Annotated in this window: 24 protein-coding genes; 12 read left to right on the top strand and 12 right to left on the bottom strand. The window is 46.0% G+C overall.

The features are described from left to right. Positions 1-35: 35 nt before the first annotated feature. From WG8_RS07110 to WG8_RS07095, 4 genes are all read right to left on the bottom strand, one after another. Positions 36-464, bottom strand: a complete 429-nt coding sequence (locus tag WG8_RS07110; protein ID WP_007429461.1) for a GNAT family N-acetyltransferase — start codon at positions 462-464, stop codon at positions 36-38. Between the two features lie 241 nt (positions 465-705). Further along, positions 706-2,184 (bottom strand): hypothetical protein, encoded by a 1,479-nt coding sequence (locus WG8_RS07105; protein WP_007429460.1) that lies wholly within the window; start codon positions 2,182-2,184, stop codon positions 706-708. A gap of 266 nt (positions 2,185-2,450) precedes the next feature. After that, positions 2,451-2,804, bottom strand: a complete 354-nt coding sequence (locus tag WG8_RS07100) for a FlxA-like family protein (RefSeq protein WP_007429459.1) — start codon at positions 2,802-2,804, stop codon at positions 2,451-2,453. Positions 2,805-2,855: 51 nt separating this feature from the next. Further along, positions 2,856-3,689 carry a hypothetical protein gene (locus WG8_RS07095; RefSeq protein WP_043890853.1) on the bottom strand — a complete coding sequence of 278 codons (834 nt, stop codon included), beginning with the start codon at positions 3,687-3,689 and terminating at the stop codon, positions 2,856-2,858. Positions 3,690-3,955: 266 nt separating this feature from the next. Between WG8_RS07095 and WG8_RS07090 the strand changes: the two genes are divergently transcribed. From WG8_RS07090 to WG8_RS29490, 4 genes are all read left to right on the top strand, one after another. Continuing rightward, positions 3,956-4,531, top strand: coding sequence for a class I SAM-dependent methyltransferase (locus tag WG8_RS07090; RefSeq protein ID WP_007429457.1), 576 nt, complete (start codon positions 3,956-3,958; stop codon positions 4,529-4,531). A gap of 18 nt (positions 4,532-4,549) precedes the next feature. Next, positions 4,550-5,155 carry a DedA family protein gene (locus WG8_RS07085; RefSeq protein WP_007429456.1) on the top strand — a complete coding sequence of 202 codons (606 nt, stop codon included), beginning with the start codon at positions 4,550-4,552 and terminating at the stop codon, positions 5,153-5,155. Between the two features lie 704 nt (positions 5,156-5,859). Beyond that, a complete protein-coding gene (locus WG8_RS07080) occupies positions 5,860-6,150 on the top strand; it encodes a hypothetical protein (RefSeq protein WP_043890852.1) in 291 nt (96 codons plus the stop codon). Positions 6,151-6,324: 174 nt separating this feature from the next. Continuing rightward, complete coding sequence (locus WG8_RS29490; protein WP_007429455.1) at positions 6,325-6,414, top strand: putative holin-like toxin; 90 nt, start codon at positions 6,325-6,327, stop codon at positions 6,412-6,414. Positions 6,415-6,625: 211 nt separating this feature from the next. On the opposite strand, the gene WG8_RS07075 is transcribed toward WG8_RS29490, so the two are convergent. The 3 genes from WG8_RS07075 to recQ form a co-directional block, all read right to left on the bottom strand. Next, positions 6,626-7,939: an alkaline phosphatase gene (locus WG8_RS07075; protein ID WP_007429454.1), complete on the bottom strand. Its 1,314-nt coding sequence runs from the start codon at positions 7,937-7,939 to the stop codon at positions 6,626-6,628. A gap of 181 nt (positions 7,940-8,120) precedes the next feature. Beyond that, the gene (locus WG8_RS07070; RefSeq protein ID WP_007429453.1) at positions 8,121-10,031 is read right to left on the bottom strand and encodes a B12-binding domain-containing radical SAM protein; all 1,911 of its coding nucleotides are present in this window, start codon (positions 10,029-10,031) and stop codon (positions 8,121-8,123) included. Positions 10,032-10,044: 13 nt separating this feature from the next. Then, a complete protein-coding gene (gene recQ, locus WG8_RS07065; protein ID WP_007429452.1) occupies positions 10,045-11,943 on the bottom strand; it encodes a DNA helicase RecQ in 1,899 nt (632 codons plus the stop codon). A 218-nt stretch (positions 11,944-12,161) separates the two neighbouring features. On the opposite strand from recQ, the gene WG8_RS07060 reads away from it, so the two are divergent. Then, positions 12,162-13,175 (top strand): RluA family pseudouridine synthase, encoded by a 1,014-nt coding sequence (locus tag WG8_RS07060; protein ID WP_007429451.1) that lies wholly within the window; start codon positions 12,162-12,164, stop codon positions 13,173-13,175. 79 nt (positions 13,176-13,254) lie between these two features. On the opposite strand, the gene WG8_RS07055 is transcribed toward WG8_RS07060, so the two are convergent. Beyond that, the gene (locus WG8_RS07055) at positions 13,255-14,103 is read right to left on the bottom strand and encodes a hypothetical protein (protein WP_007429450.1); all 849 of its coding nucleotides are present in this window, start codon (positions 14,101-14,103) and stop codon (positions 13,255-13,257) included. 564 nt (positions 14,104-14,667) lie between these two features. Between WG8_RS07055 and speD the strand changes: the two genes are divergently transcribed. Next, positions 14,668-15,474, top strand: a complete 807-nt coding sequence (gene speD / locus WG8_RS07050; RefSeq protein ID WP_007429449.1) for an adenosylmethionine decarboxylase — start codon at positions 14,668-14,670, stop codon at positions 15,472-15,474. 224 nt (positions 15,475-15,698) lie between these two features. Further along, on the top strand, positions 15,699-17,117 hold the full coding sequence (locus tag WG8_RS07045; RefSeq protein ID WP_007429448.1) for an NAD-dependent malic enzyme: 1,419 nt from the start codon (positions 15,699-15,701) through the stop codon (positions 17,115-17,117). An 83-nt stretch (positions 17,118-17,200) separates the two neighbouring features. Here WG8_RS07045 and WG8_RS07040 read toward each other — a convergent pair whose 3' ends face one another. Further along, positions 17,201-17,881 carry a hypothetical protein gene (locus WG8_RS07040; RefSeq protein ID WP_007429447.1) on the bottom strand — a complete coding sequence of 227 codons (681 nt, stop codon included), beginning with the start codon at positions 17,879-17,881 and terminating at the stop codon, positions 17,201-17,203. 93 nt (positions 17,882-17,974) lie between these two features. After that, on the bottom strand, positions 17,975-18,724 hold the full coding sequence (locus WG8_RS07035; RefSeq protein WP_007429446.1) for an HAD family hydrolase: 750 nt from the start codon (positions 18,722-18,724) through the stop codon (positions 17,975-17,977). Positions 18,725-19,001: 277 nt separating this feature from the next. On the opposite strand from WG8_RS07035, the gene WG8_RS07030 reads away from it, so the two are divergent. The 3 genes from WG8_RS07030 (at position 19,002) to WG8_RS07020 (ending at position 21,191) form a co-directional block, all read left to right on the top strand. Beyond that, a complete protein-coding gene (locus tag WG8_RS07030) occupies positions 19,002-19,859 on the top strand; it encodes a hypothetical protein (protein ID WP_007429445.1) in 858 nt (285 codons plus the stop codon). Positions 19,860-19,971: 112 nt separating this feature from the next. Continuing rightward, on the top strand, positions 19,972-20,727 hold the full coding sequence (locus tag WG8_RS07025; RefSeq protein WP_007429444.1) for a threonine/serine exporter family protein: 756 nt from the start codon (positions 19,972-19,974) through the stop codon (positions 20,725-20,727). A gap of 20 nt (positions 20,728-20,747) precedes the next feature. Then, on the top strand, positions 20,748-21,191 hold the full coding sequence (locus WG8_RS07020; RefSeq protein ID WP_007429443.1) for a threonine/serine exporter family protein: 444 nt from the start codon (positions 20,748-20,750) through the stop codon (positions 21,189-21,191). Positions 21,192-21,288: 97 nt separating this feature from the next. Here WG8_RS07020 and WG8_RS07015 read toward each other — a convergent pair whose 3' ends face one another. Beyond that, complete coding sequence (locus WG8_RS07015; RefSeq protein WP_007429442.1) at positions 21,289-21,810, bottom strand: GNAT family N-acetyltransferase; 522 nt, start codon at positions 21,808-21,810, stop codon at positions 21,289-21,291. Between the two features lie 202 nt (positions 21,811-22,012). Here WG8_RS07015 and WG8_RS07010 point away from each other — a divergent pair, with 202 nt between their 5' ends. Together WG8_RS07010 and WG8_RS07005 are read left to right on the top strand one after the other, a co-directional pair. After that, the gene (locus tag WG8_RS07010; RefSeq protein ID WP_007429441.1) at positions 22,013-22,741 is read left to right on the top strand and encodes an MBL fold metallo-hydrolase; all 729 of its coding nucleotides are present in this window, start codon (positions 22,013-22,015) and stop codon (positions 22,739-22,741) included. A 68-nt stretch (positions 22,742-22,809) separates the two neighbouring features. Continuing rightward, the gene (locus WG8_RS07005; protein ID WP_007429440.1) at positions 22,810-23,898 is read left to right on the top strand and encodes a M24 family metallopeptidase; all 1,089 of its coding nucleotides are present in this window, start codon (positions 22,810-22,812) and stop codon (positions 23,896-23,898) included. A 144-nt stretch (positions 23,899-24,042) separates the two neighbouring features. On the opposite strand, the gene WG8_RS07000 is transcribed toward WG8_RS07005, so the two are convergent. Further along, a complete protein-coding gene (locus WG8_RS07000; RefSeq protein WP_083837551.1) occupies positions 24,043-25,065 on the bottom strand; it encodes a sigma-70 family RNA polymerase sigma factor in 1,023 nt (340 codons plus the stop codon). Positions 25,066-25,081: the final 16 nt, after the last annotated feature.

The following is a 25,081-nucleotide window of genomic DNA, read 5'->3' as shown; positions in this document are numbered from 1 at the left end:
AACAATTGTAATCCTATGATTTTAAAGGCAACGCCTCAGTAGATATTTTTCTTGTAATAATAGTGTTTAAAGCCTCGGGGAGCGTCATCAATGACACCGACCACTTCGTATCCATGCTTTTCATAAAATTCGGGTGCTTGAAAAGTAAACGTGTTGAGCTGAATAAACGTACAACCTTTATCTTTAGCGATTTGTTCGATTTCACCAAGCAGCTGCGAGCCATAGCCCGCTCCTCTATAACGCTGATCTACCCACAAAATATCAACCTCTACCCAGTTCCAGCACAGTACACTTAGGAGGCCGCCAATGACTTGGCCGTCTTCATCTTTGAGAATAAGATTAATCTCTTCATACTGGGTTCGAATATCTGCAGGTACATGTTTCGCATTAAATTCAATCAATTTGTTTCTGACCAAACGCGCTTCATCTCTACTGCTCCGACTCATTTGAGTTCTCAGCGTCATGACATAGATCCTCCAATTTTCCAATGTGTCATTAAAACAGGGTTCTACTGTTATATATTGTATATTTTTTTGCATGCCTAGTCACTTACTTCATTTTTGAAAGTCTGGATTCAGGGGCGATCTTTGGAGGGATGTATGCAAAATACTTAAGTAGACGTAAAAAGCAGTTGCCGGGTTGTTAGACCTGCAACTGCTTTATGAGGATAGATTTAATGACTGACCTCTATCATCTAGCTGCTCATCAATTGCTGACTGGAGTCAGCTTGCCGCCGCCGGACAACGAAATCGTCTCCCCGTTCAACCAGCTATTTGCACTCGCACTTGCATCATAATAAATCGTGTGTCCGTTATCTACGATGTTTGAGAGTTTAGCATCACTGTCTGTCAAAGTGGTCAGATAGGAATCCGCTGTAACGACCCATTTGCTCGTTTTGTCCAGCGTTAAGTCAACCGATTTGGCTGTGTTTTCTGGATTAATAGCCCCCTTCAGGGTTGTCTTGTTTTTCAGGTTAGCTGTAATGGAGCTGATTTTGTCAGCAGTGATGCTGCCCGGCAATGTTTGGTTGTCTGCGTTAAGCGTTACATTAGCTCCGTTAGAGCCTGTGGTCCCCCATCTATCCGCAGCAGCGTTCAGCAGCACGCCTGTATTTCCTTTTAATGTGGCCCCTTTCAGGTTAACCACCGCTTCTGTATTGGTGGAGTAAAAAATAGGACCTGCTTTTGCTGTCAATGTACCGCCATTCATCGTAAAGACGGTGGTTCCGACCTCGGCATCGCCCGAGAAGCTTTGGTACAGCATGACTCCACGATCTACATCTCCGGACAGACTGGTGTTATTAACTGTAATGCTGTTTCTGCCTTCAATGACGGCAGCTTCCGATCCGGTTGCTTTTAAATCCGAATTGGACACTGTGATAGTGCCTGTTGAATAGATACCAGGGGAACCTTTTCCTGTCGTTTTGCCTGTTGCCTTGGTTACATTTATCGTACCATTTCCCCGGTCTGTCGCAATAGCGGCGGAATGCTCCCCAGCCGTTTTGATTTTAACATTCGTTGCATTAACCGTTCCCTTCAAGGTAGCATCCAGTCCACGCGAGGAATTGGCGCTGGTCTGAATGGTCACATCTTTCACATGAATGGTAGAACCTTCGCCTGTTGCAAAAACAGCATTGGCCCCATCGGCATCCGTCTTAACGGTAGAATCCGACAACTGAATAGTGCTGGCAGAAGCGGCCAAAACTCCGGCGTTCAGGCCATAAAAGTTGCTGTAATCATCCGATGATGTTGCGCCTTTTTTAGACAAGGTGGACTTGGTAAGTGTTAACTTGCCACTGTCAGTTACCTTGACGATCGACTGATCTGCCTGATCGGCTGCAATCGTCTGCTTGGACAGGGTTACACTTTTACCGCTTTGTGTGTACTTCGCCGTGCCGTTGTCTGTATAGCTGTCCGAGCCTTCGCCCGGTTTCCCGCTTGGTGGTTCGCCATCCGGGGGTGTTCCCTCAGGAGGTGCCTCTACCGTTGCACTGGTATCTGTGGTGCTACTGTCTGTAGAAGTTGCTGTAGAAGTTGCTGTAGAGGAGTCCTCTTGAGTGGCAGCTACAGACGTCGAAGTAGAAACTTCGGTCGTATCGTCTGTCGATGAGCTGGCATAAGCGTATGATGCAGTAATGGAAGCCAGCAGTACAGCTGTAGCCATAACATTCAATTTCTTTTTCATTACAATCATCCCTTTTCATAGAGTTTAATTAGGTGAAACTGTATGCTTGGACTTGATGTATCTACAAGTTGTCGAGTAGCTCATAGGGCGTACAATGCTTGTCCTTATCGGCTACACATTCATCTTAGAACAGCAGGTTGAAAATAAAATGAGCGCTCACTGAAGGTTTGCTGAATGCTAAAAAAGCAGACCCTCCGGTGAGCGGAGAGCCTGCTAACTTCAAAAATCTATCATCTGTTGCACTATCCCGAGCAGTGACAAATGCTTTAAATCGAAATATCCAGTGATTTTCCAATGCCCGTAATATCGCTGCTGTTAGCATTGTTGATACGGGGCGCTTCTGTGTTGCTTGGAACGGACTTTTCCACTTTTGCAGCTGACGTGCTGCTGGATTGAGAGCTTTGCTGTGCAATTTGAGCTTCAATTTGTTTGATCTGCTGCTGAATCTGCTTCATTTTCGTTTCTTTTGTTTCTTTATTATCCTTACTCTGCTGTACTTTATTGTATTCCGCTTCAAGTTGAGCTTTTTGCTTTTCCAGGCTGGCTGTATCGTTAGTACTGGATGAAGATGAAGTGCTTGCAGCAGTCATAGAACTGCTGGATGTCGATGAAATATTCATATCATTTTCCCCTTTCAGGATTTGGCAAAATCCTCACCTTTATAAAAGTACTTACGATGACGATGAAACAGATTTCTCAAAAATCTTAGCGATTTTATCAAATAAAGCCGATATTTCTTCATCGGACGCATTCGATTCGTCAGTATTTCCCATTGCGTTTTTCAGGGCAGAGAGCAGATCTGTTTCTGGATCATTCTCCAAAGTGGTCGACCCGGATACAGCACTGGAGCTCAGGATGCTTTGCAGATCACTCAGCAAGGATCTTTTTTCATCTATCGTAAGCTCTTGTTCAGATGAGGTACTATGATCCTCCTGGTTGGAGGTCTCCTGGATATTCCATGCAAATGGAGGTATAATTCCGCCCATGGCTTGCATCATAGGTGGCAGACCACTGCTATCAGCTTCTGGCTGGAATGGGCCCCCTTCAGGCGGCGGTGCAGGACGATTATTTTGAATCGTTTCTGCTACCTTATCAAATAGATCTGATACCTCCTCATCCGTTGCCGTGGAAAGATCCACACCCGATAATAAGTCACTAATCGAAGCCAATGGGTTTTTCGTGCTGTTGGTGAATTCATCTGCTTCAGAAGTCGTACTTGAAGACGTCAAATAACTTTGCAGATCAGACAACAGCGTTTTTTGTTGGTCCGTAGTTAGTGTAAAAGTATCCTGGCTTCTGTCGTAAACGTTACTGTAGTTTTCCGTAGGTAGCGGTGTCTGCATTCCTCCTGCGTATTCTGCAAATTCCTTGCTCAATTCGAGTGAATCGTTAGATTTCCTGTGTGTAGTGTGAGCCGTGTTATTTAACCCGTTCTCGTTTGACTTCACCGTATTCGAATGATCGTAGGAAGTCGTGATTAGATGCCTGTTAATGGATAGTGACAAAGTAGGTCCCCTCTCTGTGTACATAAATTTTTAGCAGTACACCTACCTTTCATCGGTAGCAAAACTGAATATAGCCTGAGGATACGCTGAAGGATAACTGAATGATCATCCCCCTCCTAAGACCTAGACTATAGTCAAGGAAAATCCCCGCCGCAGGGCGGGGATATGAACCCTACTCCAGACAGGAGTAAGTATAGGGATAATTTGTTACTCTTAGCAGAGAATAAACGAACGTATTCAGAAAACTGAAAGAAGGGGAACGGTTCATGATCCGTATTAGTCATTTGGTTCACGAGAGATTTATGTTCTTATTCAAATTTTTGCATTCACCTACATATGTGGGAAGCATAACACCAAGCTCCAGATTTCTGGCTAAAAAAATGATTGAATCCATTCCTTGGAGTGAAGTTCATGCCGTCGCCGAGCTTGGGGCTGGCACAGGAGCGATTACACAATATATTTCTCCTGCCGCAAGAGCTCAAACCAAGGTGCTGCTGTTCGAGAAGGATCAGACCATGCAGCAGAGCCTAAAAAGAAGGTTCCCGAATTATCTGTGTTATTCTGATTCACGTGAGCTTCAGCTTGCCATAAAAAATGCCGAAATTGAGCAGCTAGACTGCATAATAAGCGGGCTACCCTTTTTTAATTTCCCACAAGCCATGCGAGATCAGATCGTAGAGCAAATTCATCTATCGCTCAGAGATGGAGGAATGTTCGTCGCCTTTCAATATTCTAAACAAATGAAGCAGCAGTTAGGTGAATGGTTTGATATTGAAGAGATCAAGTTTGTGCCCATGAACATTCCCCCCGCATTCGTCTATGTATGCCGGAAGAAAGCATAAGCAAGGGGGTAAATGGGTATGGACGTTGAATATTTAATTTCCATCATTGAACAGTACGGCTATGCAGCATTATTCTTTACTCTATGGCTCGGAATCGTAGGGCTGCCCATTCCAGACGAAGTCGTTGTGATGACTGGCGGGGCTGTAACAAGCATGGGTATACTTCATCCGCTACCCGCTTTTGTAATGGTATATCTTGGGGTTATATCGGGCTTATCCTTAGGGTATGTATTGGGGAGAATGTTAGGTATATCCGTTTTGGACCGTTTACGACGAAAGAAAAAAATGGACAAGTACATTACGTTTTCGGAAAATTTAGTACATAAGTATGGAAATTTCACGATTTGCATTAGCTATTTGCTGCCTATTGTCCGTCACATTATTCCTTACATTGTCGGGATCAATAAAATAAGCTTCAAACGCTATGCGCTTTTCTCTTATTCAACCGGCTTGGTTTGGACGCTGATCTTCTTTCTGCTCGGACGTTTCTTTGGCAAGCATGTACAGACAGTTGGAGAACTGATACATCATTATGGCTTGCAGGTCACTTTGCTTCTCATTGTACTGACCTTTATATTTTTCATCATGAAATATGTGTGGGGGAAGAAAGCAACAGAGGAGTAATTTGGGGTAAAGCATGTTCGGCATGTTTAAATGTTACCTTAGTGCCACTCCGCAGACGGATAGTGCTTCCCATCGCCACCGCCCCCGGATTTCTTGAATTAAGTCTTTCATCGGTAGAAATCCGGGGACAAAAGCGACCGCTTCGCTTGTACAGCACCATTCCGTCTACTCCGTTTTCCATATACATTTTTTCAGTTCGGCTTATATAGACTTTATTCCTCATATGACAGGACTATAGAGCCAGATCATAATGATAAAATTCCCCATCCTTGATATATTGGCTTCTTTCATACACTCTTTGGGCTGTAACATTATTCTTTCCTGTCGTTACCCTATACCCTAGCTCCTGTAAGCTTGCATGTTGCTGAGCAGCATTCAATAATAGTTGGGAGATCCTTCGTTTTCGTACTCTTCATCCACGTCCAAGATCATTTCATCGAAATAGAAGAAAACAAAGGATACAATTGTGTACAATAATAAAAATGATCGACTGAAAAAGATATAATTTTCCTTTTTTTACTTATCATTTTAAGTCAAATTAAGAATGTTCACAAAATATTCGATATTTATTGAAATTTCCTATTGATTTGATGTCACTATGATGTCACCTTTCGGTATACCAAACTGCTATGTAATGATACAATATTTACATGATATTTTGTCATCCCACATTAAAATATTTTCCCTCCGGAGGTTTGCAAATCATGTCTAATTCTTTAGAAATATTAATTGAACCCATAATCAGAAACCGTTTAGAAACATTGTATAATAATCTTTCTAAGACCATACCGGAATACAACCAATTTTCCACGGAGAGCAACCAGTATTTTCAACAAATCCGTGAATCCGTTCCCGAGCATCTCGAACATACCCTGTTTTTATATGAAGATGCCCAAATCTCTCTACAATCTATTCTGGAGAACCAAATATATTTACAGGGATTCAAAGATGCTATGCAATTTTTAGATGAGTTACGTAACACCCATACTGGTTAAGAACTACATAATGATTTTTAACTTTATAAATATATCTTTTGGAAAAACAAAAAACGCCTAGAAACAGGCGTTTTCATTTTTGTCCTTTTTAGCAATACTATCCATATGATATACTATAAACTAACAACAGAATGGCTTAGATGGGCGGTCGGCTAGTCTCCTGCAAAGGAGGTGATGCCTGTGGAGGTTAAAGATACGCTGATGTTGATGATTCAATTTGCAACGTTGGTGATCTTGATTATTTCCTTCAACAAAAAGAAATAGACCGCCCTCTGGAAAAGGAATGCGGTCATATTTCAATGACTAAAACTTTTTGAACAGCCACCGCCCTTATAAGCGGCTGTTGTAAAAGAGTGAGGATGTTGGCAGCATCCTTACTCTTTTTCAGTATATACTTATTAGCTTTAGTTTATCACAGGAAAAACCATGTTGCCAATATGGAATATCTTTTAAGGGGTGGCTTTCACACCCTGAACTACTTCTTTAATTGAAGCAGCTTAATCAGCTTGTCATGAATGGCAGTGTTCGGATAATTCCCGGTAAATTGGGAGGAGCCCGGTCCCATTGCAGTCAGTGCCACATCTACTGCGGTGTGTCCTTTTGTCGTCCAATCAATATAGAACGATTCGTCCGTGCCATGAATGGTGAAAGGACCGTCTTCATTTGTTGTACCGTCATCCGCTTCATCTTTCGCATCCTTGCCTTCAATGGCCAAACCGCCTGTTTCATGGTCTGCCGTCACCAGAACTAATGTATCTGGATGCGCTTTGGCATAGTCCTTAGCTACTTTAACAGCCTTATCCAGCTGTTGTCCGGCCTTAATCGTTAATTCGCCTTCATTGTCATGCGCCATCTCATCCGTTCCTTCTTCCTCTACCATCAGGAAAAAGCCTTTTTTGTTTTTGGAAAGAACGTCAATCGCTTTTGTTGTCATATCCGGTAAAGAAACCGTTGGATTGTATGAGTTGCCTAGCTTGTTGTGGGCTTGGAACATTTCTTCATTGGCAAACAGTCCGAGCAGTTTAGAGCCTTTGGCTGCTTTCATTTCCGCCTGATCCGTCACATAGCTATAGCCCAATTTCTTGGCCTGCTCCACCAGATTTCCTTGAGTTCCCTTACTAGCTTCCTCAGGATCTTCTGCTGGCGCATCTGGATGTTTACCTGCTGTTCCTGCAGGATACCAGAAATCCTCGCCACCGCCCAGAATAACATCCAGTTTGCTCTTTTCCAGATATTGCTTGGCAATCTCACTTTGAGCGGAACGCTTCTCGACATGCGCACCAAAGGCTGCCCCGGTTGCGTCTGTCACTTGACTTGTCGTCACGACACCTGTGGACATGCCTGCTTTTTTGGCCAGTTCCATGATGGTTGTGACCGGTTTCTTATTCATATCCATCCCGATCGCGCCATTATATGTTTTTACACCTGTTGCAATTGCAGTAGCTGCGGCTGCCGAATCCGTCACCAGATTGTCCCCCGAACTCGTGCTAACCAGGCCTGTTACAGGCATATTGTCCATTTCAAGCAATCCCGACTTTCCAACCGTGGCCAGACGAATCGCATTGCGACTTGCTTCTCCCATACCATCGCCGATAAAAAGAATGACATTTTTAGGAGCAGCGGCTTTAGCTGATGCAGTGCTCTGTCCTTTGGATGCCTGTGCAGTGGTAGACTTGGCATTAGATGAGGCTGCAAAAGCGTTAGGGATATCTGCGGATAACAATGGCACACTCAAAACGGTAATTGCACCTAAAGCAAGGATACTCTTTTTCATTGAACGCTTTTTCACAGGCTCACACTCCAATAGGATTATTATTCATACATGATGAAATAATCATATATTTGTTTTGTGAAATTTTACGAAGCAATTGATTACGCGAATGTAAAAATTGTTTTCATAAAGCACAAAAAAGGCATCGACTCTTGTAATCAAGGTCGGTGCCTTTTGTAATTTTAAAAGCTATTTTCAGCTAAATCGCGGCAATTTCCTTGCCGATCGGCATGGTATAGTACAGCGGCTTTTGCTGTTCATTCTGCTGATAGACGACCAGCAGCAGCGTTCGTCCTTCAGCAGTCAATGGGCTCCCCCCACTCAGGATATGTTCCAGACTGAACGGCAAAATATCCAGCACAGCGTGCTTTTGCAGTTCCTTTTCACCCAGCTTCAAGGAAGCAAAGGCCGGGATCATCTCGCGATATGGCCGCGACTGCTGGCTGCCCGTAGCGGATTGGCCATCCGCAGCAGGAGAAGGCGAAGCCTGTACAGCATGCTGTGTCGAATCCTCTCCCGCCTTCTCTGCCACAACGTCCGCAACCACAGGAGACAGCAGTGCATTCGGGTGCTGAAGCACCATTTTCATATAGCTGGACCAGTCGTCCTTCTCCAGGGTATGCTCCCACCAGATCTTACGCGGCTTGTATTTATGGTTCAGGAAATAATCGAGCTTCATCAGCCCAAGCACGATATCCATTCGCTTCGTTCCGCGCGATTCCAGAAAGGACTGGAGACGCGTGAACAGGTCTTCGAGCTGGTGGCCGATTTTTTGCCAGCCTTGCCCCTCCCAATAATCTCCGAACTCTTGAAAGAAATCAAAGGCAGATGCAAATTCACGCTCGATCAAATAGTTCACCGTATGATCCATGCGATGGGAATTCCAGTATTTCTCCAAAACATCTTCCAGGCGCTTGAGCCGGACGATATCAGCAAAGGAAAGGACATCGTTGCTCAGCATCTCATAAGGTGCCACATCCATGTATGTGTAATTGTACTTGGCGGCGTCAATACGCAGCCCCGTACCGCGCAGCATTTTGAGGAAGCCGAGTTGGAGCTCTTCCGGGCCAAGCGCAAAAACGTCATTAAACGTTTTACGGAATGTGTTGTAGTCCTCCTGAGGCAGTCCGGCGATCAGATCCAGATGCTGGTCGATTTTGCCGCTTTGCTTGACCTTCGTAACGGTGCGGGAAAGCTTGGCAAAGTTCTGCCGGCGTTTAACCAGCTCATTGGTCGGGTCGTTCGTCGATTGGACACCGATTTCAAAGCGAAAGATGCCTGGCGGCGCATTTTCCGCCAAATAATCCAGCACCTCGGGACGCATAATATCTGCCGTAATCTCAAACTGGAAGACACAGCCGCGATGGTTTTCAATCAGAAACTTGAACATTTCCAGCGCATAGTCCCGTTTAATATTAAAAGTACGGTCCACAAATTTGATCAATTTGGCCCCGTTGTCAATCAGATACAGAATATCCGACTTTGTGCGCTCAATATCGTAATAACGCACCCCAACCTCAATGCTCGACAGACAAAATTGGCAGCTGAACGGGCAGCCCCGGCTCGTTTCAAAATAAACAACCCGTTTCCCGAGTTCCGGTATATCCTCCGCAAAACGGTATGGCGACGGCAGCTCGTTCAAATCCGCCTTCGGGCGGCCCGGCATCAGAATGACCTCTTCTCCCTTGCGGTAAGCCAGTCCATACACAAAATGGAACTTGCGATCCCCCTCCAGCTCCTGAAGCAATTGATGGAACGTTTCTTCTCCCTCACCAACAACGATGAAATCTACATTCGTCAAGCGCTTCATCCAGTGCTCCGTATCGTAGGATACCTCCGGGCCACCGAGAACGATTTTGACCTCGGGCATAATTTTCTTCAACACGTCAATCACTTTAATCGTCTCTTCAATGTTCCAAATATAGCAGGAGAAGCCGATGACATCTGCTCCCCGCTGAAACAAATCGGAAACGATGTTCATCACCGGGTCCTTGATCGTGTACTCCGCCAGCTCGATGTCAAAGTCCTTTTCACTGTAGGCTTTGAGACAGCGGATGGCCAGCGAGGTATGGATATATTTTGCATTTAACGTTGATAAAATAACTTTCATAGGTCACACCCTTCTATTCAAAATCCTCATACACATCATCTGGATAAATCTCGTCCTCGTTCACCGTGCCTCCGCTATTCCCCTGATTTTGAAAAAAATCAAGAAACAGCTTGCCGTACTTGCGGAACTTCACTTCACCGACACCCTTGATCCGCAGCATATCTGCCTCAGATTGTGGGTTCGCCACACTCATCTCACGCAACGTGGCATCATTAAAAATAATATAGGACGGCACATGCTCCTGAGCGGCCAGATCACGGCGAATCAGACGCAATTGTTCAAAAACAGTCTCGTTGACTGCTGCCGGGTATGCATCGCGTCCCTGTCGTCCGCGTGAGCCTGCCCCACCTGCAAAAGCCGTGGCATGTCGCACCACACGCTGCATAACCTCACGCTGACCCTTCAGCACTTCAGCCGCAAGCTGCTGTAAACGAACGACCGGATATTGCCCCTCAGACAACATCAAATAACCTTCCGAAACGAGCACATTGATAATTTCAGCAATTTCTTTTTCCGTCCGGTTGCCCATCACCCCATAGGTTGGAAGGCTGTCAAAACCATACTGCAGCACCTTTTTGTTGCGAGAACCTTTTAGCACCGAGGCTACCATCGAAACCCCAAAACGCTCCCGCATGCGATGAATGCAGGAAAAAATCTTTTGCGCATCTATGGTCATATCGACCAGTTCCCGCTCATCCGTGCATGAACTGCATATGCCGCAAGCTTCATGCTCCTCTGCCTCGCCAAAATACTCAAGCTGCGCCGTGCGCAGGCAGCGAGTTGTATAGCAATAGTCAACCATTTGCTGGAGTTTGCGATAATCGTTGCGCTTGCGGTCTTCATCCTGGGGATTTTGCTCAATCAGGAACTTCTGAGTGACAATATCCTGCGGTCCGAACAACAAAATGCATTGACTCGGATCGCCATCACGTCCTGCGCGTCCCGCTTCCTGGACGTAAGCTTCCATATTTTTAGGCATGTTATAGTGAATGACGTAGCGCACATTCGATTTATCGATCCCCATGCCGAAGGCGTTGGTCGCAACAATAACCCGGATATCGTCGTACAGGAAGCCTTCCTGGCTATCTGCGCGCTCCTGATCTGTCATCCCGGCATGATAGCGTCCAGCTGCCATGCCTGCATCACGCAGCCGTTGGTACAAATCGTCCACGTCTTTACGAGTCGCCGCATAAATAATGCCTGATTCACCCTCGTGCTCACGGGTATAATTCAGCAAAAAGCTGCGCTTGTCTTCCCCGCGCAGCACGCTGAACGCCAAATTCGGTCGTCCAAGGCCTGTGACGAACGTCTCCGGTGAGCGCAGACGAAGCAGCCGCACGATATCGTCCATGACCTGCGGTGTTGCCGTTGCTGTAAACGCGGCTACAATCGGTCGTTCATGCAGCCCGTCCACGAACGGAGCCACGGCCAGGTAGCTGGTGCGAAAATCATGTCCCCACTGGGACACACAGTGAGCCTCATCCACCGCAACACAGGAAATCGGCAGTTGGGTCATCTCATCGCGGAACCAATCCAGCTCCAGCCGCTCCGGTGCGACATACAGCAGCTTCAAATCACCATTCCGTGCGGCGCGGATGCGGTCATTCACTTCTCGCCCGCTCAGCGTGCTGTTGATATACGCAGCCGCTATTCCCATCGTCGTCAGCGCATCCACCTGATCCTTCATCAGCGAGATAAGCGGTGACACAACAATCGTTAAACCCTCATGCAACAAGGCAGGGATTTGGTAGCATATGGATTTCCCGCCGCCTGTCGGCATAATTCCTAACGTATCGTTGCCTTCCAGCATACTGGCGACAATTTTCTTTTGTCCCTCCCGGAAGTCGGGATAGCCATAAAACTTTTGCAGTAAATCCTGCGCCCGTTCCAACATCGGTGCTTGTACACTCATAGATTTAAACCCCTCATAATTTCCAGCGCCTCGGGCGCATATCAGCTTTTCTTTCGTTACCTTTAGTTTACCGGGGTTCAGGGTAATGTTCAACCGCTGGAAGACTGTCAGGCAAGTTTACTCCCCCATGGCATTCGCTGTTTTCTCATGATATAGTGGACACGGTGCCGCAGTTGTACACGATCATGAGATACGGTACCAAGAAGGAGAAAGAATCCATGAACAATCGGAAACCCCAACGAAAAAATCGAACAAAATCAACGTTTACCACAGGTGGCTCCAAGCGCAACCACACATCTGCCGGAAAACCCGGCTCTCCTAGACCGGAAGCACGAGGCAAAGCGAGCACTTTTGATAAAACACCTGCAAAAACATACATCGTACAAAAACCTGCCGAGCTGCTGAGCTTTTTGGTAGAGCATGTCACCGGCATGGGACGTAATTCCATCAAATCAGCGCTTGCCCGGGGACAAGTGTCTGTAGACGGCGTGGCACGCACAGTGCACAACTTCCCGCTGGAGCAAGGTCAAACCGTCACACTCTCCAAGGAAAAAATTGCTCCCGAGGTGCCGCTGACCGGGCTGCGTATTTTACATGAGGATGAAGCCATCATCGTCATTCATAAAGATGCCGGGCTTCTGTCCGTCGCCTCTGCGCAGGAAAAGGAAGTGACCGCCTACCGCCAGCTTACGGCCCATGTGCGGCGAGAACATCCGTACAATCGTATTTTTGTGCTGCATCGTTTGGATCGTGATACATCAGGAGTCATGATGTTTGCCAAAAGCGAAGCCGTACAGCAGCAAATGCAGCAAGCATGGAAGGAAGTTGTGTATGAACGAACATATATTGCTCTCGTAGAAGGTCAGATTAAAAAAACGGAGGGCACGATCTCCTCATGGCTGAAGGAAAGCAAAACGCTGAAAATGTACTCCAGTCCTTATCCAAATGACGGGCAACACGCGGTCACTCATTACAAGCTGCTTCAGGCCAATCGGCATTTTTCCTTGCTGGAAGTACGTTTGGAGACCGGACGCAAGAACCAGATTCGCGTACACATGGAGGATATCGGTCATCCGATTGTTGGAGACAAAAAATACGGCTCCAAATCCAAGTCGATTGGCCGCCTTGGTCTGCATGCGCGAGTATTGTCATTTGTTCATCCCGTTACCGGGGTATTGCTGCGTTTTGAATCCGACACGCCTAAGACCTTTTTGAATCTGTTTCGAGATTAAAATTGTACAGGGCATACAGAGATTGGATGGAAATATGAATGGAGAACCAGGGGCTGTGGGCAGCTCCTGGTTTTGAGGATTAAGCGGTATGCTTCCGAACACCGTCAGCCATTTTCATCAGCTCATCCCATATGTAAACGGGAGTATTGCATACTGGACAATTTAGCCAGCCGTTTAAATAGGGCAGATGGCTTGGAAGCTTGTTTTCTTCGATTTTCAGAGCATACTCATGTAGCCATTGTACATCAGAACCTCTGTGATCCAATAAACCGGGGTGAATCGGATGGGGAATCAGGCTGTTTGAATGCACAGGATCTTTATCGTAAACGATCAGGGCATCACTCTGTTCAGCAGGCCAAATATAGAGCGGAATACCGCAATGTGGACAATCCAGCGTATATTCATCACCTGTATCGAAACTTTGAAGCATATAAGCTATACTGCGATAGCCTTGAAAGGCAGCAGCTGCAGCCAAAACATAACGTTTGCCTATATTTCCCTCGTGTTCTTTCGCATAAAGCACCATTTCTTCGGTCATCTGTGCAAGTCGGACAATGGCATGTCGATATTGCTCATAAATATATTCCGCCACACTAGAATCCACTTCTATCTGATCCCTTGCAAATTCCAGTGGAACTTTGGTATGTAAGGGATTGTAATTTTTCGCCTCGAATATTCCGCAAATGTTATATATATCCGCACGAATACCTACATCAGAGCTGTTTAATGCAATGTCTACAAGGTAGGGTACGGCTGCAAATGTACAAGAATACAACGTGTTTTGGTGATACAGTTCCTCCCAATACAAGGTGTCAGCTATCTCGCCGTCATATCCGGCTTGGAGCTGGTTCAACATTTCCGGAACGTATTGAGAAGAACCGTAAGGGCCTTGGAGCAAATTCCAGACCGGATCGGACAAAGCCAGCATCTTGATACTCCTTCCACCGTTTTTCTTACAGTAACATAGGCTAGGGTTGTACAGTTCCTTTTACGATCAACATTCATTTTAACTTCATAATTCTTAGCTTCTTACGTTTATTCCATTATACGCATATGATTAGCTGAAGTTGCTTTTCTTGTTTTATGCAATATACAAAATCACTGTTCCGGTGTCTATAATCATATTCGGTTAAATTTTTAGTATTGTGAAGATGACATATGCTTTTTAAACGTCAAAAAATGAAGTGTGTTTAGAATGAGCGACCACTAACCCGGATTTTCTGTTTTACTACGAGTCCATTGTTTATTCTGTTCCAAAAACAGAGCAATCAATCCTCTAGCGTACCATTTTTCCACACTTGAGCGGAGGCACATATAGCCTTTTTCCTCATGTGCATACTCAACATTATAAATCCTGTTACTTAAAAATCACTGAGGAAGAAATAAAGTATATACATAGCTACATAACTGAACTGATTTGATGAATCGGTATATGAACAGAAACGTTGGGAATATTATGTATGAATACTGCAACCATAAGGGGAAATAGCCTATGACCATCACATCGGAACAGCGGATTACCCTGCACGGATTTAACAATCTGACCAAATCATTAAGCTTCAATATGTATGATATCTGTTACACCAAAACCAAAGAAGAACGTGAAGCCTATATTGAATATATTGATGAACAATACAATTCGGACCGGCTGACAGCTATCCTGAAAAATGTATCCGACATTATCGGCGCCTATGTGCTCAACGTGGCCCAGCAGGACTATGTTCCTCAAGGAGCAAGCGTAACAGTGCTTATATCGGAAGGGCCTATTGTGGAGATGCCAACTGAATCATACGCGGAATCCCCCGGCCCTCTGCCTGACTCTATCGTAATGCAGCTGGATAAGAGTCATATTACTGTCCACACCTACCCGGAGTATCATCCAGACGAGGGGATTAGTACATTCCGAGCAGATATTGATGTCTCTACCTGTGGAGAAATTTCCCCGCTGAAGGCACTCCATTATTTGATCCATTCTTTTGACACGGATATTATGACGATTGATTATCGGGTACGCGGCTTTACGCGTGATACGCATGGACACAAGCTGTTCATTGACCATGACATCGCCTCCATTCAAAACTATATCCCTGACGAAGTGCGCAGTGAGTATGACATGATAGACGTGAACGTGTATCAGGAAAATATTTTTCATACCAAATGCAAGCTAAAGCAATTCGATTTGGACAATTATCTGTTCGGGTATACCAAGGAAAGCCTGAGCGTGAGCGAGCAGCGAAATATATCAACACGCCTCAAAACTGAAATGGACGAAATTTACTACGGTAAAAATATGATGTGACCAAAAAAGGACGATCGCTTGGGCTGGGATATAGCCGGGCTTTTGTCCTTTTTTTGATACAAAGTCATCGATATCTTCCAGCTTTATCTGTACAAGTGGGAGAATGTTCAATATGATAGGGGAAGAAACCACTAATTTGAAATATCAACAGCCAGTTTTAAGCGCACTATCGATTGTAAGCGCAATCAATTGATTTTGTTATGCAACATAAAGGAGGAATTTGTATGCAAGGCGGTATTGGCGGTAAAAACATCATTTTACGACTGGAAATTTCCACCGAGCACATCCAATTTGGTCAATTGATTACGCTGGTAAACGAACATGGCGGAGATGTAATTGCGATTGACGTCATTCGTACCTCTGAGAAAGTCACGGTGAGGGATATTACGGTTACCATGGCCGATCCAGCAGAAATCGACCGAATGATTGCCCGGATCAAAAAGGCACAAGGCGTAAAAGTATTGTCCATCTCTGACCGTACCTTTCTGCTGCACCTTGGGGGTAAAATTGAGATGCAGCCCAAGGTGCCGATTCAGAATCGCGACGATTTATCCAGGGTATATACCCCGGATGTGGCACGTGTATGCATGGCCATTCATGAGGAGCCGGACAAAGCCTTTCGGTTGACGATCAAGCGCAACACGGTTGCTGTCGTCTCTGACGGAAGCGCCGTTCTCGGGCTGGGTAACATTGGTCCCTATGCAGCTATGCCGGTCATGGAAGGCAAAGCCATGCTATTCAAGCAGCTCGGTTCCGTTGATGCCTTTCCGATTTGCCTGGATACGCAGGATACCGAGGAAATCATCAAGGCCATTAAGCAAATGGCCCCAGCTTTTGGCGGCATTAATCTGGAGGATATTTCGTCACCACGTTGCTTTGAGATTGAGCAGCGGCTGCGTAATGAGCTGGACATTCCTGTTTTTCATGACGATCAGCACGGCACAGCTGTCGTTCTATATGCAGGCCTGATCAATGCGCTCAAGGTCGTCGGCAAATCACTGTCCGATGTTAAAATTGTCGTGTGCGGTATCGGGGCGGCAGGTGTGGCTTGCACCAAGATTTTGCTATCGGCGGGAGCTGTCAACATCATCGGCGTAGACCGTCACGGAGCGATTACAGCTGATGAGGCCTATGAGAATTCGATGTGGAACTGGTATGCGCAGCATACCAACCCTGAACGGCTGTCTGGCACGCTATCTGAGGTTCTGAAGGACGCTGACGTGTTTATCGGTCTATCGGCAGGTGGAGTGCTGCGACGAGAAGACGTGAAGCGTATGAACAAGGCTCCTGTGCTCTTCACCATGGCTAACCCGGTGCCCGAGATTGCGCCAGAGGAAGTCGAGGATATTGCAGGTGTCATCGCCACAGGACGTTCTGACTATCCGAATCAGATTAACAATGTGCTTTGTTTCCCCGGTATTTTCCGGGCAGCGCTCGACTGCCGTGCCCGTGAAATTAACGAGGAGATGAAGTTGGCGGCAGCAGAAGCCATCGCAAACACCATCCGTCCCGAGGAATTAAACAAGCTGTATATTATTCCCGGTGTATTCAACGAGACTGCGGTTCAGCGGGTACGGGAAATGGTCATTAAAGCCGCCATTGCGAGCGGTGTTGCCAGAAGAGTGCCCCGAGATTTCAGATAAAAGAAAAGGATTGCTCCCCTATTACGGGTGCAATCCTTTTTTTATGAAAAATTCAGGCGCTAAATGGGTTATCGCAACAGCTGCTATGATCTCCATTTAGAGAACAATTGACTGGCCCGCTGGGCAAACTCCTCCAGATTGAAGCTGGAGTTATCCAGCCTGTAATACCACTTTTTGATCGTATCCAAAATCCAGGACGGGACTTTAACCCCTGATATACCTGAATAAAACGTGTGATACGCCCATACCAGATGCTCCCATCGTTTGTCATCGCCTTCCTTGACATACTCGGATACATCCAATACCTTGGCTCGTCCATCTTGCATCAGCACATTCTTGAGGTGAATATCACGCGGGTTCAATCCCTTGGATCGGACAAATTCCCTCGCCTCTTCCACATCCAGAATGACCTGTTCCGGCACCGGAATCCCTTGCAGCAGACAATCTAGCAGCGTAATGCCGGATTCATAGCTGATAACAATGTATTTATCGCCCTTCCCGTAATAACGAGGAAAAAAATCGGACCCCTGCAAAAGCTCATATACATGGGCCTCCGCATCTTTTTTCTCGATCGCCATGTCTGAGTACACCTTGAACGCGTAGCCGGGTAATGAATCAAGTGTAAATACGGCCGCATCGGTCCCGATGCCAATACAGCGGACGTCCTGAGTGACTGTTTTAATGGTAACCGGGTCATTATCCTCCGTACTGTAAACGGTCACTTGACGTATGATATCGTCTGCTTGTCTCCATTGTTCAACCATGTGCAACCCCTTCCTTCTCTGTTCTATACCACTTCAAATGAGGTTAGACATATGCCGGATAAGTTGTATTACGGGTCATCCTCAGAAACGGATTCACAATGATGCAGGATTGGTTTGGGAACATGGCAGCAGTAATTTCTTTAAATCCGCATAGCTGGACGCTGTTTCATAGGCTCCCAGCACGTCAGATTCCGGGGAAGCATTCCGGTGGTTGAACCAGATCGTCCGCCAATTCGCGGCTGTAGCTCCCGCCACGTCATTCCGCCAGGAATCCCCGATATAGCAGCAATGCTCTGCCAAAGTTCCTGTCCGCTCGTTCACCACTTCAAAAATGCGTGGATCAGGCTTGGCATAGCCAACAGTTCCAGAGACAAAGATATGCTCTGGTGCAACATGATTTTCCAGCGCCATCGCCTTGATTTTGCTCATCTGGTGCTCTTCAAGACCGTTCGTAATCAAGCCGACCAAATATCCAGCCGAGCTCAATGCATCCATTAAGGAAGTTGCTCCTTCAAAAGGCTCTATCCGATACTGACGATCCAGGTATACTTTTTGAACATGTACTGCCTGCTCACGGGTGATATTCACCCCGAATTCCTGTAAAGCCAGGACGAAACGCCCCTCCCTCATATCGTCCAATTCATCCGATCCTGCCTTTCCTTCCAATAGTCCTCCTTGGGCCGACAATAGATCACTATAATAACGGATACGATGATAGGCTTCCTCATAAGGAAAACGCTCATTTAATCCTAATACTGTACGCAGCGCGTCACGTGTAGGGTGCAAATGATCATACATGGTATCATCTACATCAAAAAAGACTGCCTTCTTTTGCAAATCCATATACCCACTTCTTTCTGTAAAATCTTTGGATGATGCTCATCTTCACCTTGTCCTGATATTATACCCGCCCACCTGTTGCGTTGCACCCTGCCCTTTCACATTCTGTCTATCGCATTCACGCTTCACAGCTGCCAACATACACTGAAAAGACCACACACAGGTAAAAGGTCACATTTTTGTTAAAGTTCCATTATACAGGTTTACATTTCGTGTAAAATCACGTACCTTTTAGGGATGAACGCTTTACGGATGTACTTGGAAAAGGGAGGCATACACGATGAATTCCGGTTCTAACTTAGCCTATGGATCAGCTACACCTTTGATTGAGGCACTTATCGAATTTGAACAGGAGCTTGAAGCGAACCGGCATTCTCTGGGTTTTGATTTGGGACTGATTATGGAGCAGGGCCCGGCACCCCGATATATGGCTACACCGCCAGATGTCATTCCTTTTGCCCATGCAGGTGTAGACGGAATACATTATGGATTTTTAACCGATTTTGGACTTGAAAAGGATCTTTTACAGACTCCCATTGTGTGCGTATCCCCTGTTGATTGGACAGGTGTATGGGTGGTTGCCCGCCATTTGCAGGATTTTTTAAGCGTGGTTTACACAGAAAATAGTTCATTAAAACGGTACTTCGCCAATGGTGAGGACTATTCTGGATATGTGGGTCAGCGAGTGCCTCAAGCTACAGATGAACGAACGCAATTTGTACGCGAATGCTTTCGGGAACGCTTCGGGATCCAGCCCATTCGGGATATGGCTGTCTACATCGACCGTTTGCGATTGGAACGGAAGCAAAATGAAGCGGCTCCTACGTTGAACGGCTTGGGCATTCGGAGATTTTCTACTGCAAAGCATCACTCTTTTAATGCAGAAGGCGCCCTTTTGAGCGTGGCAGAGCCCTTCCATTGGGAAGAGCAAGGTGAAGCTGTGCGTGAGTTGTTTCGCAGCGGATCGTATGAAGCCAGGCTGGCTTTTATTCGGGATGCCCAGACACGGCATCTGTTCACCCATTCCGCCCTTCGTGCTTTTGTCGCAGGACAGCTTAAATCTATGGGCCTGTCTAAAGCCGCAGCATATTTGGAAGAGTCCTATTATACAGTTATTCCGGACACGGTGGAATCTTAAACGAATTCTTGAATTTCCCCAGCATCACCGCCTCTGAAAAGGCGGCTTTTTGTGCTACAATAAATGAAAATAATAGGGTCAAACGACCCGGTACGCATGAAAGAGAGCGAGCATGAATAATCATTCCTATCCTACTCCTGAGATCGTCGAGGTTTGTCTGTTGGCCGGCAAACTCATGATGCAAAATGGAGCTGAAACCTATCGCGTCGAAGACACAATGTCCCGCATTGCCTTGGCCTACGGTTTACCGGAGTCCCATAGCTATGTAACACCGACCGGGATTTTTTTTGCCATTAACAACTCGGAGCCTGCCAAACTCATCCGCATCGTAGAGCGGACCACCGATTTGCACAAGGTGACCGAGGTGAATTCCATTTCACGTAAAATCAGCACAGGTAACTTGTCTCCCCGCGATGCCGTAAAGGAGCTTTCGGAGATTGAATGCGGTCCTCTCCGCTATTCCAATCGTGTACAGCTGGTAGCCGCGGCTCTGGCTAGCGGTTGTTTTATGATTATGTTTGGTGGAGTCTGGCGAGACTTCCCCGCAGCCGTGCTGTGCGGCGGTATTGGCTTCGCATCCGTGCAATATTTTCACAGGCTCGTTAGGGTTAAGTTTTTCTCAGAGTTTTCCGCATCTTTTTTGATCGGCTTGCTGGCGGCTCTGCTCACGATAGCAGGCTGGGGACAGATGATGGACAAAATCATTATTGGCTCTGTCATGCCACTGGTGCCAGGCTTGTTAATTACCAATGCCATCCGTGATTTAATGGCCGGACATCTCGTTTCGGGACTTTCCAAGGGTGCTGATGCATGCCTGACGTCTTTTGGCATCGGGGCTGGCGTTGCAGTTATCATTACGTATATGTGATTCGGAGGAGATCCAGGCTTATGCTTGCACAATTATTCACAAGCTTTATTGCCACCGCTGCTTTCGGCATTCTTTTCCACGCTCCCCGGCGCTCGCTGCTGCAATGCGGTTTTGTCGGTATGCTCGGCTGGCTCGTCTATTATTCAACCACGGGTAGTATGGGACCTGTGAGTGCAAACCTTTTGGCAACGGTCCTTATCGGCATTGTCAGTCAAGGCTTTGCGAGACTGTACAAAATGCCCGTGATTATTTTCAGCGTGGCAGGCATAATTCCACTCGTTCCAGGGGGCATGGCCTATAATGCCATGCGTCAGTTTGTACAGCATAATTATCCCCAGGCACTGGAGCTGGCCATAAGCACATTGATGATCGCAGGGGCCATTGCTGTCGGGTTAGTGTTATCCGAAGTAATCAATCAAATTTTTCGCAGCATACGTTTTAGACCTCACATTAAAAAGCAATGAAAATAGGCTGCTTCCAAAATCACGCACCTTTCAGTGTATGAGCCTTGGAGACAGCCTTCTACGTTAACTATCTTTGCACGTTCGTTTGTTGTTCCGGTTATCCCTCAACATCATCCACTCGTCTACCCAATATTGCCAAATCCCGCTCAACGTTATCCAGTATGGCAACACGTGGATAATAACCCCATTGTTCAAATCCAAACTTCCGTAGCAACGCAATACTCGGCTCATTGTGACCAAATACAAATCCCAACAGCGTTGTAACACCAAGTCTTGGGCATTCATGTAGCATATGCTGGACCAGACGACTTCCTGTTCCGGTTCCACGGGAAGTTTCGTGAACATAAATACTGATTTCTGCCGTACCGTTATAAGCTGGACGCCCGTAAAAGGATTGAAGACTGGCCCACCCAGCAATGCCCCCTTTTTGCCTCAAAACCCACAACGGCCGATGGTTTTCCTGATGAGCTTCAAACCACGGAATACGGCTTTCCACCGTCACCGGCTCCAGATCTGCTGTGACCATTCGACTCGCAATCGTAGAATTATAGATGTCCACAATATCGGGAAGGTCCTCCCTGCGTGCAAATTCAATGGAAAAAGATTGTTCCTGATTCATTGTTCATATCCGCCTCCCGTAGTGGTGATTTATTCATTGTACAAGATAAGCGCCGGAACAGCCATATCGAGTTGTTTTTGCGGATTAGATACAAAGGGTCCTATAATAGAATTTAAGATGTACAACAACATAGTCAACCCATTTAACAACATGAGACAAGGAGGTATGCTTCAGAATTCAAAGGATTCTGGGGCAACTTGACATGAATATTGGAACTCAAATCTTGATTCTGGAAGTACCTATGGAATCCTTTTTTGGAAAAACAACCATTTATCCTGTGCTGCTCAAGGATGAGGACGGACTTACGCTGATTGACACAGGGATGCTCGGCCAATTGGAACCATTGCGCAAAGCCATTGCTGATGCGGGGGAAGATATCAACCGCCTGAAGAGAATTATTTTAACACACCAGGATATTGACCATATCGGGAATGTTCACGCATTGCTGGACTTGCTGCCGAATACGGCTCTGCTGGCTCATAAAGATGACGTTCCTTACATGACAGGGGAAAGGCCGTTTGTGAAGCTGACGCCGGAACGGATAAATCTGATGGATATTGCGCTCAAGCAGCAAGCCGAGGATATGATTCGACGCCTGCCAGATTTGCGCTTTGCTCATATTCTTGAAGACGGCGAGCATCTGCCTTATGGTGGAGGAGTACAGATTATTCATACACCAGGCCACACACCAGGGCATATCAGCTTGTATGTACCCGCACAAAAGCTGCTTTTGGCAGCGGATGAGCTGCGTGTAGTCGAGGGTGAACTGGTTGGCCCCGCTGAATCGGCTACGCCGGATATGCCACTGGCCTTGAAGAGTCTAGATAAACTGACTGTATTGGATGCTGAGAAGGTACTCTGCTACCATGGTGGTTTTTATGATCGGAATGTACAGGCTCGCCTCCAAGCATTAAGCCAGGAACGGGGATAAGTGATTCAAAGCTACAAATCGTTATACATGAAGAGCTATAATGAATAAATAGAAAGGAATGAATCTGAATGAATGATAAAATAACCCGGCTGTATAATGAACTAAAGTCACAAGCATGGGACGGCCTACTCGTAACTGATCCCAAGCATATTTACTACCTGACAGGCTTTGCCAGCGAGCCGCATGAACGCTTTCTCGGTCTGGTACTGCTTCGCGATCAAGAGCCTGAACTGATCGTCCCTGCCCTGGATGCAGAGGCCGCCCAAGCGGCTTCTTCCGTAACCCGCATATCCACCCACACCGATACGGACAATCCATATGATCTGCTGCGTCAACGTGCAGGCAGCGGAGTGAAAGCCTTCGCACTGGAAAAGGAACACGTCTCTGTTCTCCGTTACGAACAACTACATACTGCCATTGGTGCCGCTCAATATGTGGATTTGGGTCCTGTGCTTCAAGAAATGCGTGTGCGAAAAACTCCTGAGGAAGTACAACGACTCAAACATGCCGCCCGGTTGGTGGAAGATGCTCTTCGTCACGGCCTAACCCATGTACGTGAAGGCGTGACGGAAGTCGAGCTGGTGGCTGAGATCGAATACCAGATGAAAAAAATCGGAGCAGACGGTCCTTCCTTCGACACCACGGTGCTGTCTGGACCCAAAACAGCTCTCCCCCATGGTGTTCCAGGCACCCGCAAGCTGCAGTACGGCGATCTGCTCATGTTTGATATGGGTGTGTACTCCGATGGATATGCTTCGGATATTACGCGTACTTTTGCTTTTGGAAAGCTGTCGGCTGAGCTGGAAACGATATATAATACGGTTCTCCGCTCGAACGAAGCCGGGATTGCCGCTACTCGCCCAGGAGTAACCTGTGCATCTGTAGACCAGGCCGCAAGGGCTATTGTTGAAGCCGCCGGATACGGTCCTGCCTTTAACCATCGGGTTGGACACGGTCTTGGCATGAGTGTTCATGAATACCCCTCTGTTCACGGTGGCAATAATGACCTGCTTCATGAGGGCTTCGTGTTCACGATAGAACCAGGCATCTACGTGCCAGGTCTCGGCGGTGTGCGGATTGAAGATGACGTTCTGGTTACCTCTGATGGTGTAGAAGTACTGACCTCTTTTCCAAAAGAGCTGACGGTGCTGGGATAAGTTTGATTTCTTTTTTCATATTAAAGCTCATGCTTAAAATGCATGGGCTTTTTCCCCCTTGGTCCCAGTACTCAATGAAAATACACTTTATTTTCCTTATTTTATCCGAGAGCAGTTGTGATTTGTGTGTAACTTTGCTATAATTCAGATAGCTAGTTTTGCTTTTTTACGGATATAGTAAAGAATTCGCTTTGAATACTTTGAAATATCGTAGCCGGATATTTCAAGTGCATCTTGAATGTCTGTAACATTCAACACCTGTTTTTGCTCTTTACTTTTCTCTACAATTAAGTCAATTTCATCTCTGTATTTGGATTGAGTTTCGATTTGGGGATTCTCTGCATCCTGTTTTTGCTTGTCTATTTTGTTCCTGATGCGTGTTAATGTCCTGCTAATTGTCATCGGGTATACGTGGAGTATTTCCGATATCCGGGAGTTATTAGCTCCTTGCATAATTAAGCGCATTACCGTTTTTTCGTGTTCTGTAAATAGAGAACTACATAACAGTTGTTGAACATAAACCCTATTAATCACATGCTCATCGATGTTACTTTGTGAGTTGTCTGTAGCTTCAAAGTTATCTATGGATTCAATATGTTCCATTGCATCACTGAATTGAGCAACTTCTCTGTAACGCTCTATAGGAACTTGAAGAAACTTCGCCATTTTTTGCTCACACGGCCTGTAGCCTAGCGTGTCTTCAATTTCTACCATCCTTCGGATCATATCAATAGCTCCCCGACTAAGTCTTACCTCTTGTGAGTTGCTATATAATAATTGATTAACCTCCCATAAAATAGGCCGTACTACATACGTAGTAAATTTAATTCCTCGATGAATATCAAAATCCTTGAGTGCCGTTAGTAATCCTATACATGCATGCTGGTATAAGTCGTCTTCAGTAACCTTAAATTTCATTTTTAGCTCTTCTATACTTCCCTTATATCGCATAATAATCGAAAACATAAACTTCCGATTCTCTTGCAAAAATTCTCCAAGAAGGTCTTTGTTCTCTTTACAAGCACAGATCAGCTTTATATTATGCATATCCTTCACAGCAGGTTTTCTTAATTGTACATACGTATCACTGAGCAATTCGTTCACCCCGTTTTCTAGCGATATCAGTATAATGAATATCCTTCTACATTGATCACGTTCAAATTTCACTAGCTAGTCTACCTTT

Origin of the sequence: Paenibacillus sp. Aloe-11 (assembly GCF_000245715.1) — a bacterium.
GTDB lineage: Bacteria > Bacillota > Bacilli > Paenibacillales > Paenibacillaceae > Paenibacillus > Paenibacillus kribbensis.
This window is presented reverse-complemented; position numbering and strand designations above follow the sequence as displayed.

Bases quoted from the DNA above. Each gene is read 5' to 3' on its own strand.
- WG8_RS07110 (WP_007429461.1), bottom strand. From the start codon at position 464: ATGACGCTGAGAACTCAAATGAGTCGGAGCAGTAGAGATGAAGCGCGT.
- WG8_RS07105 (WP_007429460.1), bottom strand. From the start codon at position 2,184: ATGAAAAAGAAATTGAATGTTATGGCTACAGCTGTACTGCTGGCTTCC.
- WG8_RS07100 (WP_007429459.1), bottom strand. From the start codon at position 2,804: ATGAATATTTCATCGACATCCAGCAGTTCTATGACTGCTGCAAGCACT.
- WG8_RS07090 (WP_007429457.1), top strand. From the start codon at position 3,956: ATGATCCGTATTAGTCATTTGGTTCACGAGAGATTTATGTTCTTATTC.
- WG8_RS07085 (WP_007429456.1), top strand. From the start codon at position 4,550: ATGGACGTTGAATATTTAATTTCCATCATTGAACAGTACGGCTATGCA.
- WG8_RS07080 (WP_043890852.1), top strand. From the start codon at position 5,860: ATGTCTAATTCTTTAGAAATATTAATTGAACCCATAATCAGAAACCGT.
- WG8_RS29490 (WP_007429455.1), top strand. From the start codon at position 6,325: ATGCCTGTGGAGGTTAAAGATACGCTGATGTTGATGATTCAATTTGCA.
- WG8_RS07070 (WP_007429453.1), bottom strand. From the start codon at position 10,031: ATGAAAGTTATTTTATCAACGTTAAATGCAAAATATATCCATACCTCG.
- recQ (WP_007429452.1), bottom strand. From the start codon at position 11,943: ATGAGTGTACAAGCACCGATGTTGGAACGGGCGCAGGATTTACTGCAA.
- WG8_RS07060 (WP_007429451.1), top strand. From the start codon at position 12,162: ATGAACAATCGGAAACCCCAACGAAAAAATCGAACAAAATCAACGTTT.
- WG8_RS07055 (WP_007429450.1), bottom strand. From the start codon at position 14,103: ATGCTGGCTTTGTCCGATCCGGTCTGGAATTTGCTCCAAGGCCCTTAC.
- speD (WP_007429449.1), top strand. From the start codon at position 14,668: ATGACCATCACATCGGAACAGCGGATTACCCTGCACGGATTTAACAAT.
- WG8_RS07045 (WP_007429448.1), top strand. From the start codon at position 15,699: ATGCAAGGCGGTATTGGCGGTAAAAACATCATTTTACGACTGGAAATT.
- WG8_RS07040 (WP_007429447.1), bottom strand. From the start codon at position 17,881: ATGGTTGAACAATGGAGACAAGCAGACGATATCATACGTCAAGTGACC.
- WG8_RS07035 (WP_007429446.1), bottom strand. From the start codon at position 18,724: ATGGATTTGCAAAAGAAGGCAGTCTTTTTTGATGTAGATGATACCATG.
- WG8_RS07030 (WP_007429445.1), top strand. From the start codon at position 19,002: ATGAATTCCGGTTCTAACTTAGCCTATGGATCAGCTACACCTTTGATT.
- WG8_RS07025 (WP_007429444.1), top strand. From the start codon at position 19,972: ATGAATAATCATTCCTATCCTACTCCTGAGATCGTCGAGGTTTGTCTG.
- WG8_RS07020 (WP_007429443.1), top strand. From the start codon at position 20,748: ATGCTTGCACAATTATTCACAAGCTTTATTGCCACCGCTGCTTTCGGC.
- WG8_RS07015 (WP_007429442.1), bottom strand. From the start codon at position 21,810: ATGAATCAGGAACAATCTTTTTCCATTGAATTTGCACGCAGGGAGGAC.
- WG8_RS07010 (WP_007429441.1), top strand. From the start codon at position 22,013: ATGAATATTGGAACTCAAATCTTGATTCTGGAAGTACCTATGGAATCC.
- WG8_RS07005 (WP_007429440.1), top strand. From the start codon at position 22,810: ATGAATGATAAAATAACCCGGCTGTATAATGAACTAAAGTCACAAGCA.